Here is a 13,413-nt window from a genome sequence, read left to right as displayed (position 1 = left end):
GCACGATGGCTGGAGTGGCTGCTCCTACAGCTCGGTGCAGGCAAAGGCACCCAGACCGGCCGCAGCCGTGGCCACCAGCCCAGCCATCACCGCTGCCTGCGTGGGCAGACTCTTCGTGACGCCGGCGGCGACCGCAGCCAACGCATCAACGCTGTCGACCGCCACCCCGCACCGCAGCGTAAAGTCGATCACGTCGTCGGAAGCGCCGAGCGCAAACGGCGCCACCATGAACAACTCCCGCACGCCGAACAGGCGAGCGAGATAGGGGGCGGCCGGGTTCTCCTCGGCATCGATGCCCATCAGCTTGCCGGTCGCGCTCGGTGCGAACAGTGCGCCGACGCCGACGCAGCCGCGAATACCGACGAGCGCGGTGCGGGCATGGCGCGGGGTGATCGTCAAGTTCATCAGGTCAGTGTGACACGACCGTCCAGACCCGCAGCGCCTCGTGATCGGGAGGCTTGGGCGCTCGGCCCGTCCCCTACGCTCCGTCCCATGGAGCTTGAAGCCCTCGACCTTGCGACCACCGATTCCGCCGCCGAACCGGACGGGCGGTTGACCGCACTCGCCACTCTGGAACGAGCGCTGACGACGCCCGAGTTGGCCGACCGGATGGAGCTGGCTCTCTGGTCCCCGGCCCCCGATACCTACCGGGCCGCAGCGGTCGATGGTTCGGTGTTGTTCCGCCGCGTCGAGGACGGCGGACGGTGGCGCTTCGACGAGCTGGAAGTCACCGGTCGCAACCCGCTGGCCGATCAGGCGACCGACCGCTTTCTCGGCCTCGACGCCGAGCGGCAACACCGCTTCCCCGACCGGGTCGACAACTCCTATCCCTACGCCTACGACGGGATCGCCCAGTTCTTCGATGGCGCCCACGCACCCGACCTTCTGGCCACCCACACCGGCGCCCACTCGATCCACGACAACGTCGGCCAACACGGCTCGCTCGGCGCCGTCCAGGGACGGGCACCGCTGATCCTGTCGGGTTGCGGCGTGCGACCGCTGGGCACACTCGACCGGGCGACCCGCATGGTGAACATCGCCCCGACCCTCGCCGCGCTGTTGGGGGTGGAGCCCCATCCCGCCGGCGTCGGCCCGACCGGCCGGCGACGGGTCGATGCCCTGCTGGCCCGCCAGGACGGCGACTCCGAAGTCGACGTGCTCAGCGGCGAGACCCCCGATCACCTGGTCGTCTTCCTGCTCGACGGCTGCAACGCCAACCTGCTCGCCGACGCGGTCGCCTCGGGCGAGGCCCCCAACATCGCCGCTCTGGCCGCCGGTGGCACCACGTTTGGCCACGGCGTGTTCGCCTCGTTGCCGACCGCCACCCTCGCCAACCACACCACAGCCCTCACCGGCGCCCACCCGGGCCACTCCGGCGTGATCAACCACGCCTGGTACGACCGTGAGAGGGACACCGAGGTGAACCTGTTGTCCTTCGAGCAGATGTTTCACTCGTCGAGCCACGTCGATCCGTCGATCGAGACGCTCTTCTCGGCGGTCGCCCGCAGCCGGCCAGGGGCCTACACCAGCGCCAGCTTCGAGTTCTGCGACACCGGGGCGAGCTTCTCAACCTTTGCCCTGGTGCGCGACGGCGTGACCTCCGGCCTGCCCGAACTCGACGACGTCACCCACCTCACCGACGACCCCGGCCTGCGCAGCGACCAGTACGACTTCATGTCGACGGTCGACCATCTGAGCGTCACCCACACGATCAACGCCTGGCGTCAGGTCGACGGCAACCCGCTGCCCACGCTCAGCTGGTGCAGCCTGTCGCTCACCGACGAAGCGGCCCACGAGGTTGGCCCCCATCACCCGGCCGCCCGGGCGGCAGTGCGTGACTCCGACGCCAGGGTGGGCGACGTGATCGCCGCCATCGACGCCGCAGGCGTCCGGGAGCGCACGGCAGTGGTGGTGCTCGCTGACCACGGCATGGAGCAGAGCGATCCGGCGGTGTCCAGCGGCTGGGCATCCGAGTTGGAGGCGACCGGCGTGCCCCACCGGGATGTCGGCGGCGGCCTCATCTACCTCACCTGAGCCTGAGTTCGCGCCTGCCCCCTACTCACGGCTGACCCCACGCACCGCCCAGCCACCGCAAGAACGCCAACTCGGGAGCCCAGACGTCGCCCAGGCGGTCGTTTCCACTCCCCGGTTGGGAGCGATCGGCGAACTCGGGAGCCCGGCCGTCGCTCAGGCGGTCGTTTCCACTCCCCGGTTCGGTGAGATCTGGGACCGGCGGCCGGGTCGAGCGCCGCTGGCCTACCAGCGGGAGCGGGACTCCTCGGCGAAACCCTGCAGGTCGTCGAAGTCGACGCGTTGGCCGTCATCGTCGGCCACCCAGCCGGACCAGTCCCCGAACACCTGGTGGGTCTCGGTGCTCAGAACCCCCACGTTGGTGCGGGAGTGTTTGTCGTAGCGGGGCGTCAGCTCCAGCTCGAGGTGGCCGCTCGGATCTGTGATCCTCCACGGCCGCATCGGGTTGTCCCACGAGTACTCCCAGCCGAGCTCGGCGCCGATCTTGGTGAGTCGGCCGTCGATGATCACGCCGTTCTCGGTCAGCCCGGTGCCCTCGGTCCACTTGGCGCCGATCTGAAGGCCGACCACCGGCCCGTCCCCACTCGCCCGCCCGGCGCCGCCACCCCAGTTCCAACGGGTGGAGTAGGGCCAGCGGCCTCTTCCGACGTCGAGCACCCCCCAGGCACCCCGGGGCCCATCCTCCAGAACCCGCGTCACGCCCCCCACGGTGAGGCGTCCGGTGGCGGGCCGGGCCTGATGCTTCGAGGTGTATTGGAAGCGCTTCTCACTCCAGGGAATCACCACGTTGAGCGACTCGTGCCCCTCGGGCAATGCGATGTGCGCTTCCAGCTCGGCCGGCAACCCGTCGGCCTCGGTCCAGCGAGCGGAGATGGTGGTCGTTCCGTTGTGTGCGTCGTCGATCGTCAGGTCGAGGTCCTTATGGCGCAGCCTGAGGGGCGTCGTGCCGGGGTGTTCGGGCATCTCCAAACCGCGCCCCAGAGGCGACACGACGTTGACGCCTCCGTGCTCTCCGGTGACCAGGTCGGCCCACCAGACATCGGCCAGGCCCAGGTAGTCGATGTCGGCATAGGTAGCCGAAACAACCAGGTCGCCGGCCAGAACCGCCCAATAGTCCCAGCGCTTGTTCCGACCCCAGTTGCCTCGAAGGTTGGCTCGGTGCAGCGGCGTGGAGGACCACCCGACGGCGTCAGGGTTCAGGTGGGTGCCGCCGGGGTTCAGCCGGGAGCCGGCTGGCCTCGTCAGATCGACCGGATCGGTCAGCCGCCGCTCGTGCGTTGGGGTCGTCGACATAGCCCGAGACGGTAGCTTGACCGGTCCCGCGCCGGTCGCTCCCGCCCGTCTGATCCCGCAACACGATCTCGTTTGGCTGCCGCTCACACCTACAGATCTGTCACGGTTGGCCCATGACCATCGACGGCTCCAGCCGGGCGTCCGAACTGGCCCGGGCAACCGCACATCACATCCAAAGCAACGGCTACCTCGTGCTCGAGAAGGGCGTCAGCGCCGAACGGGTCGCCGACCTGCTTCACATGTCGCGCAGCGCCGTCCACTCGTCGCTGATCAGGCTTGGGAAGGGCGGCAACGACAAGGGGCTGCTGCGAAACCTGGCGGAGCACTGGCTCGACCCCGAACGCACCGGCGCCACCCGTGAGCTGGCAGCAGCGATGAAGGCGAGCGTTCTCGAAACCCCGGAGGTCGATCCCGTCCGCACGATCAAGGCGATGTGCGAGCTGTACTTCGCCGACGTCGCCACCCAACCGATCGCCGAGGTGCAGTTGGCGCTGTGGGTGGGCCGCAACGACCCTGAGGTCGCCGACCAGCTGCGGTCGATCTATCGGCACCTCGACGACATCGTCGCCGACCTGTTTGACTCCCTCCTGTCCCACTGGGGGCGCAAGATGCGACCGGGCTTCTCAACCGGCACGCTGGCAGCTTGCATGGGCGCCCTCGTCGAGGGGCTGGTCGTGCGGCGCGCCGTCGACCCGGAAGCGGTCACCGACGACCTGTTCGGCGTTGTCCTGCTTGGCCTGTTTCCAACGTTGACCCAGGACGCCGACGAGGCACCGGTGCCGTTTCAGTCGGCGGTGTCGAGGTACACCCGGCCCACCCAGAGCTTCGAGGGGTCGACCATCTTCGAGGTTCGCGCCCGGGCACTCGCCGAGCTGACCCAGGAAATCCAGCGGGGAGGTGCCTGTCGCACGATCTCGGTGGCCACCCTCGCCGAACGGATGCGAATGGACGAGCCGCATCTGGAATTGATCATCGGCTCGATCGAGAAGCTGGTGGCCGAGGAACTGGCCTCGGCGGCGCAAGCCCTGATGGTCTTGAGCGACGGGGAGGCCTCCGGTGTCAGCGCGCTGACCACGATCACCGCCGGCCGGAGCGAGCTGGTTCGGTTCTTTCTGCTGTGTGTCAACGATCCGCATCCCGCTCCGGTGGTCATCGACACGCTCCAGGCGCTCGGGGGGATGCTGCAGCCCGAAGCGATGCCGGACGATTGCGATGACCGCAACCTTCCGGGATACCTGGCAGAGACGGCACTTCGCCTAGCCTGCCGCGGATTCTCGGTGGAACGGATCCAGCCGGTCATCGACGCACTCGCCGCCTGCTGACTTCGCGGCAAATTGCCGCGTCGTAGCGATGGATTGCCTCTCGGTGCCTGACAGATGATCTCCCGAACCAATCACCCAGGGGGGTACCCGACATGTCAACCACCGTTCGTCCCAGATCCCGGAGAGCCGTGCGCTCCCTGTTCGCCATCGCCGTCATGGCGCTGTTGCCGGTGTTCGCCGTCGTCGGCACCGCCGGTGCTCACACGGGGACCAACGCCGCGACGCCGGGCAACGACAGCTCGCACCCATGGAAGTCCAACGGGTGTGGCCCCTCCGGCGCCGGCCTGGTCATCCCCGACAGCATGCCGGGCATCTTCAACTTCAACCATCCATGCGATCATCACGACGGCTGCTACGGCGGGTCATCACGTACCGGCGCATCCCCATACTGGGTGAGCCGGCAGACGTGCGACTCGTTGTTCAAGGCCGACATGATCGCCTCGTGCAAGTGGCAGCACGGCAGCGACCTCACCAAGACCTGGAGCGCCAGGCGGTGTGCCGGGTTCACCGACACCTACTACAACGCAGTCCGAAAGAGCGGAAAGGGCAGCTACAAGGGCCCAGCCAATCTGAACTACTGAGCATCGCCGTCATGTGATCGATGGGCAGTGTGGGGCGTCGAGGCCAACCTCGGCGCCCCACAGCCGCGCAGAGCGGGGTCCCAAAGATTTACATGTACTTGCGAGCCTGCGTCGACGGCGGGCGTGGGTCACGCTCGACACCGGGCAACTTCCTCTGGCTCTCACGACCCAACGGGCGCACGATGGACACACACCGTCGTGGCCGTCAGGCCGATCACCCACCACCCCACACGTGATGATCGGCCCTCTACAGAGCTGAGTTCCTGGGTCATGCGCCATGACGAGCCTGTCGTGGTTGGCCAGCGGTGCCACCGGAGGAGCATGCAACATGGCAAACGAGGTACAACGGGCGCTCTGGAACGACGTCGTCGGCGACGCCTGGGTCCGTCACGTCGAGTATTTCGATGCGACGCTGGCCTCATTTGGGGACGCAGTCATCCGGCGGCTCGACCCGGCTCCCGGCGACCGGGTGCTCGACATTGGGTGTGGCGTGGGCACGACCACCTTCGACCTTGCGGCGTTGGTGCCGCCCGGCGAGGTGGTCGGCGTCGACCTGTCGGCGCGCATGCTCGGCGAGGCCCGCCGCAGGGCCGCTGCCAGCGAGCTCACCAACCTTCGCTTCGTTGAGGCCGACGTCCAAACCGCCGACCTCGGCGAGGACAGCTTCGATCTCGCCTTCTCGCGCTGCGGCGTCATGTTCTATCCCGACCCGGTGGCCGCCTTCTCGAACATTGCCCGGGCATTGATCCCCGGCGGACACCTGGGTTTCGTGTGTTTCGCCTCCCCGATGGCCAACCCCTTCATCGTGGCTCCCGTGATGGCGGCAGCCGCAGTTCTCGAGCTTCCGCCCCCGCCCGGGCCCGGCGAACCCAGCCCGTTCTCGCTCGCCGAGCCCGACCAGACGACCGCGCTACTCGAGTCGGCTGGGTTGACCGACGTGGAGATCGAACCCGGGCCGGACGAGGCGGTCCTGTACGGAGCGACCGACATCGGGCCGCTCGCCGAGCGGGTGCTCGAACAGAACCCCGGCACTGCCGGCCGGCTGGCGGCGGTCGACCCATCGGTGAGGGCGGCGGCCATTCGCGCCGCCGCTGAAGTGCTCGCTGAGCACCGGGAGGACGACGTGGTCCGGATGGGGGCAGGCACCTGGATCGTTACCGCCCGGCGCAACTAACCTGAACTGTCATCACCTGCCGTAGCTCCCTCGCGTGGACCTGACCCAGCTGGCACGTTCGGTCGTCGACGGCCTGCGCCTGGTGGGCGTACCCGTATGCCTGGCGGCGGTGCTCGTTCTCGCGGCCATGGCACTCACCCCGCGCTCCCGCCGGCGCCTACTGCTGGCCGGACGCGGCTTCCAGACGCGTCCGGGCCCGTCGTGGCGGTTGTGGACCGCCGGCATCCTGCTTCCGATGCTGGGCATTACCGCGTTGTCGGCAGCCTTCGCCATCGAATCGGAGATCCGCGATGGGCAGACCCGCCTGGCCGAGGGCGTCGAGGCGTTGGTGCCGCCCGGTGCCGGGTCGCCCTACTGGGTACTGGCACCCGGCACCGACCACTTCATGGACACCAGCCGGGTTTCGCTCGGCCGCTTCGCCGGTGCTGCGCCCGGCGACGCCCGAAGCACAGCGGTGCTCGCCGTGCCGTTTCGCCTCGACCTGGCGGTGGTCACCCGCCAGTCCGGCGAGCGGATTACCGGGCTGGTGCTGGGGCCGGGTGCGGCCGGCGACGGCTTGTCGCCCCCCGTGGCCGGGCCCAGTGTGTGCGAACGACGGGAAGCCCGGTGCTTGCTGAAGCCGGGTGAGGTGGTTGTCGACCGGGAGGACGGTTACGCCCTCGGCGAGGTCACCACTATCCGGGGCGAGCGCTACCGGGTGGTCGGGTTCTTCGACCGTCCGATGAGCCTGCTGAACCGCACGGTGGTGTACGCCAACACGACCGCAGCCGGGTACCCCCAGGACCCGTTCGGATATGTGGCCTTCGCCTCCGATCGCGCCACGGTCGAGGCGGCCGCCGGCCCCGACGTGCAAGTGCTCAGCGCAGCCGAAGTTCGCGACTACAACGCCCAGTTCTGGTCGGGCAATGCCACGCCCATTCTCATGCTGCTGATCCTGCTGATCGCCGCGTTTGGCGGTGCCGCCATCTTTGCCGCCCAACGGGCCGAGCACCTCGCGGTGCGGCCCGTGTTCCGCACGGTTCGGGCGATCGGCCTCACCCGGACGGAGGCCGGCCAGATCGACCTGGCGCACGGTCTGCTGCGGGCGGCGATCCCGGTCATCCCGGCGCTCATTCTGGCTCGCCTGGCCATCGCCGCCCTCAACTGGGCCGTGCTTGGCTTTCACGCCCGGGTCGAACTGCTCACGCTGACCGCCGCCTTCGGCGTCGTGGCCGCCGCATCGACCGTCGCCGGGCTGATCAGCTGGTCGACCGAACGCACCCAGCCGCTGGTCACCCGGTAGCGCGCCCGACCCATCGGTATGGTGCTTGCTATGAGTGACACACGCGTGATCGGGGTCGATGTCGGCGGCAGCGGTGTGAAGGCCGCACTGGTCGACGTGAAGCGGGGCGAACTCGCTTCCGTCCGCCCCCGCATCGACACCCCGCAGCCGGCGACGCCCAAACTCGTGGCCGCCACCGTCAGCCGGCTGGTCGACCAGCTGGGCGGGGCGCCGTCGATTGGCATCACCGTCCCGGCGGTCGTCCGCAGCGGCATCGTCCGCACTGCGGCCAACATTGATCCGTCATGGATCGGTACCGATGCCCAGGCGCTGTTCGGCGAGCAGCTGGGCGTGCCATGTGTCGTGCTCAACGACGCCGACGCTGCCGGGTTGGCCGAGGTGCGCTTCGGCGCCGGAAAGGGTCGAAGCGGCGTCGTGATCCTGCTGACCCTGGGCACCGGCATCGGCAGTGCGCTCTTCGTCGACGGCGAACTCGTGCCCAACACCGAGCTGGGCCACATGGAGTTCAAGGCCCAGGAGGCCGAGCACTACGCCGCCGCCTCCGTACGCAAGGCCAACAACCTTGGCTGGGATCACTGGGGCACGCGGGTCGGCGAGTACCTGGCGATGCTCACCATGCTCTTCTCGCCGGAGCTGATCATCCTCGGCGGAGGGGTCTCGCGGAAGTTCGACCGCTTCGCCGAGCACGTCCTCGCCGAGGTCCCGTCCGGAACCGACGTGATGCCGGCGGTGCTGCAGAACCAAGCCGGCATCGTCGGTGCGGCCATGAGCACTCAAAAGCACCCGGTCACGGAATAGACCCGCCGCCCCACTCGTTCCACCGGTCGTGCCCCGTCTGAAGAACACTCCCCTGTCCGTGCTCGACCTGGCCGTCGTCCGCGGTGATGCCACCGTGCGCGAGGCCCTCGAGGCCAGCGTGGCCATGGCGCAGTGCGCCGAACGCAGCGGTTACCGACGCGTCTGGTACGCCGAGCACCACAACATGGCCTCGATCGCGTCGTCGGCCACCAGCGTGCTGATCGCCCATGTGGCCGCCAACACCGAAACGATCCGCTTGGGCTCGGGCGGGATCATGTTGCCCAACCACTCACCCCTCACCATCGCCGAACAGTTCGGCACGCTGGCCACGCTCCACCCCGGCCGAATCGATCTTGGCTTGGGTCGGGCGCCGGGAACCGATCAGGTGACGATGCGCGCCCTCCGGCGGGACCCGATGTCGGCCGAATCGTTCCCTGAGGACGTGCTGGAGCTGCAGGGATTCCTCGGCTCGGAGAGCCGGATCCCTGGCGTCAAGGCCATCCCAGGCGCTGGAACCAACGTACCGCTGTACATCCTGGGCTCATCGACGTTCGGCGCCCAGCTGGCCGCTCAGCTCGGCCTCCCCTACGCCTTCGCCTCTCACTTCGCGCCGGAGGCGCTCACCCAGGCGATCCAGATCTACCGGGGGCGGTTCAGCCCATCCGAGCAGGCCGACTCACCGTGGGCGATCGCCGCGGTCAACGTGATCGTGGCCCCCACCGAGGAGGAGGCCGCCGAGGAGCTGCATCACGCCAAGCGCTCCCGCATCGCAGCGTTGCTTGCGCCCGGGCGCCGATTCTCCGAGGCCGAGCTGGACGCAGTCGTCGACTCGCCCGGCGGACGCCAGGTGGCCTCGATGATGCGCTATACCGCCGCCGGCACGCCCGACACCGTGTCCGAGTACCTCGAGGACTTCCGTGCGCACGCCGACGCCGACGAGCTGATCGTGGCGCCCGGCTCGCGCTCGGTCGAGGGTCGCCTCCAGTCGCTCGAGCTGCTCGCCGAGGTGGCCGGCCTCGGCTGATGCTCAGGTGCTGAACGTGCCGACGATGCGCGCCTGCTCGATGATGTGACCGTCGATGGCCGCCATCACCTCGGAGCGGTCGGCGCCCGCCGGCAGCCCGGAAGGCTGGTCCAAGGCGTACAGGTGAAAGAAGTAGTGGTGGGTGCCGTGCCCGGGGGGCGGCGCCGGTCCGCCGTAGCCCTCCTCACCGAACGTGCTCGTCCCGGCCACGCCCGCATCGGTGCCCTCGTCCAGGCCCGAACGGTCCGGCTCGATGCCCGTGAGCACCCAGTGGGTGAACCCGTCGACCATCGGCGCATCGGGGTCGTGACACACGACGACCAGCTCGGCCGTGCCGTCGGGAACGTCGCTCCAGGCCAACGGCGGCGACACGTTCTCGTCTGAGTAGGCGTACTTGTCGGCCAGCCTGTCCCCGTGCACGAAAGCGCTCGAGGTGATGGCGAGGTCGCCGAGGTTCAGGTCTGCCATGGTGGTCTCCTTGCGGATGAGCGGAACGTTCCTACGACTCGACCGTACCCCGTGGCCACGCCGACCAACCTGGACACCCGTGGGAGTCCGCAGGCCCGATGGGGGGCTGCCGTAACCTGGGATCGATATGTCCTCTCGTACCGACCCGCCTGCGCCCGATGACGCAGCCGACCCCGACGCCAGCGACCACGACTCACACTCCAACGCCTCCATCGAGGCGCAGCTGGAGATCTGGCGGCTGCGCGACGCCGTGATCGGCGCCGAGGCGACCGCCGGCGAACTGCGGGCACGCTTGACCGAGGCCGAGCACACAATCCTGGCCATGCAGCGACCGGTCACGCGACGCAACCGGATCGCCGGCAAGGCGATCGGGCTGGTCCGTCGCCTGCCCGGGTCCGAGGCGGCCCGTCAACGCGCCGAGGGCGCAATCCGCGCGAGGCGCAGCGCTCGCCCATGACCCCACCGCCGACGATCTCGGTCCTCACCCGGGCCTACGACACCAACGTCGACCTAGCCCGGCGACTGGCCGGATCGATGCTGGCCCAGCGGGCGGAGTGGGAGTGGGTGGTCGTCGACGACGCCTCCTCCTACACGGCCGGCCTCGACGAGATCCGACGGCAGCTGGGCGACGACCCGCGCCTGAAGCTGATCACCCACGACGCCAACCAGGGGGTCGTCGGAGCGACCGCCACCGCGCTGGCCACCGCCACCGGCACATTCGTGGCGTTGCTCAACCACGACGACGAGCTACACCCCAACGCCCTGGCGGAGGTGACCGCAGCGATCGAGGCCGTCGAAGAGGTCGACGTCATCTACACCGACGAGGACAAGATCGACCAGACCGGCCGCCACCACGAGCTGCCGTTCTTCAAGCCCGACTGGAGCCCCGAGCGGCTGCGCTGCCAGATGCACCTGGGCCACCTGCTGGTGATCCGCCGCACGCTGATGCAGCGCGCCGGCGGGTTTCGGCCCGGCTACGACGGCAGCCAGGACTACGACCTGGCGTTGCGGGTCACCGAGCAGGCCCGGCAGATCCATCACATCCCCAAGGTGCTGTACCACTGCCGGTCGGCGCCCGGGGCGGTGGCCGACCACATCGACGCCAAGCCCAAAGCAAATGACGCCGCCCGAGCAGCATTGGCCGACCACGCCAAACGGGTCGGCCTGGAAGCGGATGTCGTCGACGTGGAGCCCGGGGTCTACCGGCTGCAGCGCCACTTTCGTGACCGCCCAGCCCCGTTGGTGTCGCTCGTCGTACCAACTCGGGGCACATCCTCGACCGTGTGGGGTCAACGCCGGTGCTTCGTCACCGCCCTCGCTCGGTCGCTGGTGGACCAGACCACTTACGAGCCGTGGGAGTTGGTGTGCGTCGCCGACGCCGACACTCCAGCGGCGGTGCTCGAAGAGCTGTCAGGCATCCTCGGCGACCGTTTGGTCCTCGTCCCCTTCGATGCGCCCTTCAACTTTGCCCAGAAGACCAACCTGGGCGCCGCTCACGCCAACGGCGAGGTGTTGTGCCTGCTGAACGACGACGTCCAGGTGATCACCCCCGACTGGCTCGACACGCTGGTCGGGTTCCTGCGAGAAGACGACGTCGGCATGGCGGGCGCCCACCTGCTGTTCGCCGACGGCAACCTGCAACACGCCGGCCATGCGTTCCTGTACAGCAGCGTCACCCACCTGATGCTGGGCCGCAGCCCCACTGACGAGGCCAACCGGCGGGTGCTCATGTGCGACCGGGAAGCGGCCGGGGTCACCGCCGCGTGCGCCGTGATCCGCCGCGACGTATGGGACGAGGTCGGTGGCATGTGGGAGGGCCTGCCCGCCAGCTTCAACGACGTCGACCTGTGCCAGAAGCTGCGGTTTCGTGGATACCGCATCGTCGTGTCGCCTCATGCCCGGCTGTACCACTTCGAGAGCGTCAGCCGAAACCCTCAGGTTCTCGCCTGGGAGGTGGAGGCGATCAACGATCGCTGGCGCCACCGTGTGTACAGGGACCCCTACCTCAACCCCAACTGGGCCGACCATCGGGCGCAGCTGATCGAACCGACCAACTGGTAGTTGCCTCCGACACTTCTCCCTGGGTGGTTGTGCTCGGTCAGGGCCCCCAGAAGGTCGACTCTGCTCTCATCGAGGGGAGTCTGGAGCAACACGAGCGGTTCTCGCCAGCCCAGCTGTGCACCAAGCTCGACACCCGACGGATGCCGCAGGTGGGGTTGCGCGACCCGCGATTTTCTGCTGGACATCGCCGGACTGCTCGGTAGGCTCGACATGTCGACCGGGGGGTCGACGGCTGCGGCAGGGATGCTTTGGGGTGGGGCCGATTGCCGCGGCGATGTCTGTGCGAGGGCCTCATGGGTGACGGCGATCTCTCTGAAGCGACCGAGACATCGACGGTCAGCCCTGCTCCGACAGGCGCCAATCAGCGAGCCACCAAGCGGCGCCGCGTAGGAGCACCAGCCATGTTCCTCTCCGCCCGCCTCGCCATTTCCGTGGTGATCGGCGGAGCGTTGCTGATCCCGGCCGCAAGCTGCGGCGGCGACTCCGGCAGGGAAGTCACCCCGCTGGCCGAGGCGGAGGCGGAGGCCACCACGTCAACGACAGCCGTTTCGGGCGACAGTGGGACCGCCGCTTCGACCGCTTCCGAGCCGTCCAAAGCTTCCGCCGCCGAACCACCTGACACACGCGGCTCAAGCGATCCGACCGAGACCACGGTGCCCCCGACATCGGCCCCATCTGCTGAGCGCTTCGCCGACGGCACCGTCGTGTCCGCTGGCGGTTACGAGGCCAAGACCCCCGCCGTCGCCAGGGGGCTGCTGCTGGAGCCGGAGTGGACCGACGAGCAGCAGGAAGCCGCCGACGTCATCCACGAGTACCTCGACGCCATGATCACCACGGTCACCGACACGAAGCCGGACACGGAGATCCCGACCTCGATGACCGACCTCGAACGCCCCGACCTTCTAGGCCAGGTAGAACCGCTGTTCGAAAGCCATGTTCGAGTCCAACGGCTAACCGACCAGGGGAGCTACTACGCCTACCCAAGGAACTCGGAGGGAGCGTTCTGGATCGACGACATCTCGCCTGCCGCCAACGAGCGCATCCAGATCTCGCTGTGCGAATACAACGACTACGAGAGTCGCAGCGCCAAGACGGACGAAACCAAGAACGACGGGGTCAGCTCTGCTTTTTGGGAAGCTCAACTCGTGCCGACACCCGAAGGACTGAGGTTCACAGCGATGATCCTTCAGAACGCCAGGAATGGGAAGACAGGATGCGCGTCAAATCTCTAACCCTCATAGTCGCACTGGCCTCACTCTCCATGACTCTGCCTGCAGGTGCAGAAGATGTGGGGGGCGGGGACGACGGGCAGATAGAGGCGGGGGCCGTGGCGCCCGGGAGCAATGGCGGCGGGGGTGGCGGTGCCGGACCCAGTTCTG

At 68.5% G+C, this 13,413-nt stretch carries 13 protein-coding genes; 10 read left to right on the top strand and 3 right to left on the bottom strand.

Annotated features, from left to right (window positions below):
* Positions 1–24 precede the first annotated feature (24 nt).
* Positions 25–405 carry a hypothetical protein gene (locus PKD89_RS00555; RefSeq protein ID WP_287389629.1) on the bottom strand — a complete coding sequence of 127 codons (381 nt, stop codon included), beginning with the start codon at positions 403–405 and terminating at the stop codon, positions 25–27.
* Positions 406–492: 87 nt separating this feature from the next.
* Here PKD89_RS00555 and PKD89_RS00550 point away from each other — a divergent pair, with 87 nt between their 5' ends.
* Entirely contained in the window at positions 493–2,034 is a 1,542-nt protein-coding gene (locus PKD89_RS00550; RefSeq protein WP_287389630.1) for an alkaline phosphatase family protein, read from the top strand.
* A gap of 222 nt (positions 2,035–2,256) precedes the next feature.
* On the opposite strand, the gene PKD89_RS00545 is transcribed toward PKD89_RS00550, so the two are convergent.
* Positions 2,257–3,324 (bottom strand): DUF2804 domain-containing protein, encoded by a 1,068-nt coding sequence (locus PKD89_RS00545; RefSeq protein ID WP_287389631.1) that lies wholly within the window; start codon positions 3,322–3,324, stop codon positions 2,257–2,259.
* A gap of 113 nt (positions 3,325–3,437) precedes the next feature.
* Between PKD89_RS00545 and PKD89_RS00540 the strand changes: the two genes are divergently transcribed.
* From PKD89_RS00540 to PKD89_RS00515, 6 genes are all read left to right on the top strand, one after another.
* Positions 3,438–4,646: a TetR family transcriptional regulator C-terminal domain-containing protein gene (locus tag PKD89_RS00540; protein ID WP_287389633.1), complete on the top strand. Its 1,209-nt coding sequence runs from the start codon at positions 3,438–3,440 to the stop codon at positions 4,644–4,646.
* A gap of 128 nt (positions 4,647–4,774) precedes the next feature.
* Complete coding sequence (locus PKD89_RS00535) at positions 4,775–5,227, top strand: phospholipase A2 (protein WP_287389634.1); 453 nt, start codon at positions 4,775–4,777, stop codon at positions 5,225–5,227.
* 328 nt (positions 5,228–5,555) lie between these two features.
* Positions 5,556–6,401: a class I SAM-dependent methyltransferase gene (locus PKD89_RS00530; protein ID WP_287389635.1), complete on the top strand. Its 846-nt coding sequence runs from the start codon at positions 5,556–5,558 to the stop codon at positions 6,399–6,401.
* A gap of 34 nt (positions 6,402–6,435) precedes the next feature.
* Positions 6,436–7,683: a hypothetical protein gene (locus PKD89_RS00525; RefSeq protein WP_287389636.1), complete on the top strand. Its 1,248-nt coding sequence runs from the start codon at positions 6,436–6,438 to the stop codon at positions 7,681–7,683.
* Positions 7,684–7,713: 30 nt separating this feature from the next.
* Positions 7,714–8,481 (top strand): polyphosphate--glucose phosphotransferase, encoded by a 768-nt coding sequence (gene ppgK, locus PKD89_RS00520; protein ID WP_287389638.1) that lies wholly within the window; start codon positions 7,714–7,716, stop codon positions 8,479–8,481.
* A 52-nt stretch (positions 8,482–8,533) separates the two neighbouring features.
* Complete coding sequence (locus PKD89_RS00515) at positions 8,534–9,505, top strand: LLM class flavin-dependent oxidoreductase (RefSeq protein WP_349257303.1); 972 nt, start codon at positions 8,534–8,536, stop codon at positions 9,503–9,505.
* Positions 9,506–9,508: 3 nt separating this feature from the next.
* Here PKD89_RS00515 and PKD89_RS00510 read toward each other — a convergent pair whose 3' ends face one another.
* On the bottom strand, positions 9,509–9,973 hold the full coding sequence (locus PKD89_RS00510) for a YbhB/YbcL family Raf kinase inhibitor-like protein (RefSeq protein WP_287389641.1): 465 nt from the start codon (positions 9,971–9,973) through the stop codon (positions 9,509–9,511).
* Between the two features lie 127 nt (positions 9,974–10,100).
* Here PKD89_RS00510 and PKD89_RS00505 point away from each other — a divergent pair, with 127 nt between their 5' ends.
* From PKD89_RS00505 to PKD89_RS00495, 3 genes are all read left to right on the top strand, one after another.
* Entirely contained in the window at positions 10,101–10,430 is a 330-nt protein-coding gene (locus tag PKD89_RS00505) for a hypothetical protein (RefSeq protein WP_289010908.1), read from the top strand.
* Positions 10,427–12,034: a glycosyltransferase family 2 protein gene (locus PKD89_RS00500; protein WP_289010909.1), complete on the top strand. Its 1,608-nt coding sequence runs from the start codon at positions 10,427–10,429 to the stop codon at positions 12,032–12,034. The genes PKD89_RS00505 and PKD89_RS00500 overlap by 4 nt, the downstream gene beginning before the upstream one ends.
* Before the next feature lie 401 nt (positions 12,035–12,435).
* Positions 12,436–13,266 carry a hypothetical protein gene (locus PKD89_RS00495; RefSeq protein ID WP_289010910.1) on the top strand — a complete coding sequence of 277 codons (831 nt, stop codon included), beginning with the start codon at positions 12,436–12,438 and terminating at the stop codon, positions 13,264–13,266.
* The last annotated feature ends 147 nt before the right edge of the window (positions 13,267–13,413 follow it).

The organism is Candidatus Neomicrothrix sp., from assembly GCF_035329545.1.
Lineage (GTDB): Bacteria > Actinomycetota > Acidimicrobiia > Acidimicrobiales > Microtrichaceae > Microthrix > Microthrix subdominans.
Note: the sequence above shows the minus strand (reverse complement) of the source record. Positions and strands in the feature narration are given on the sequence as shown.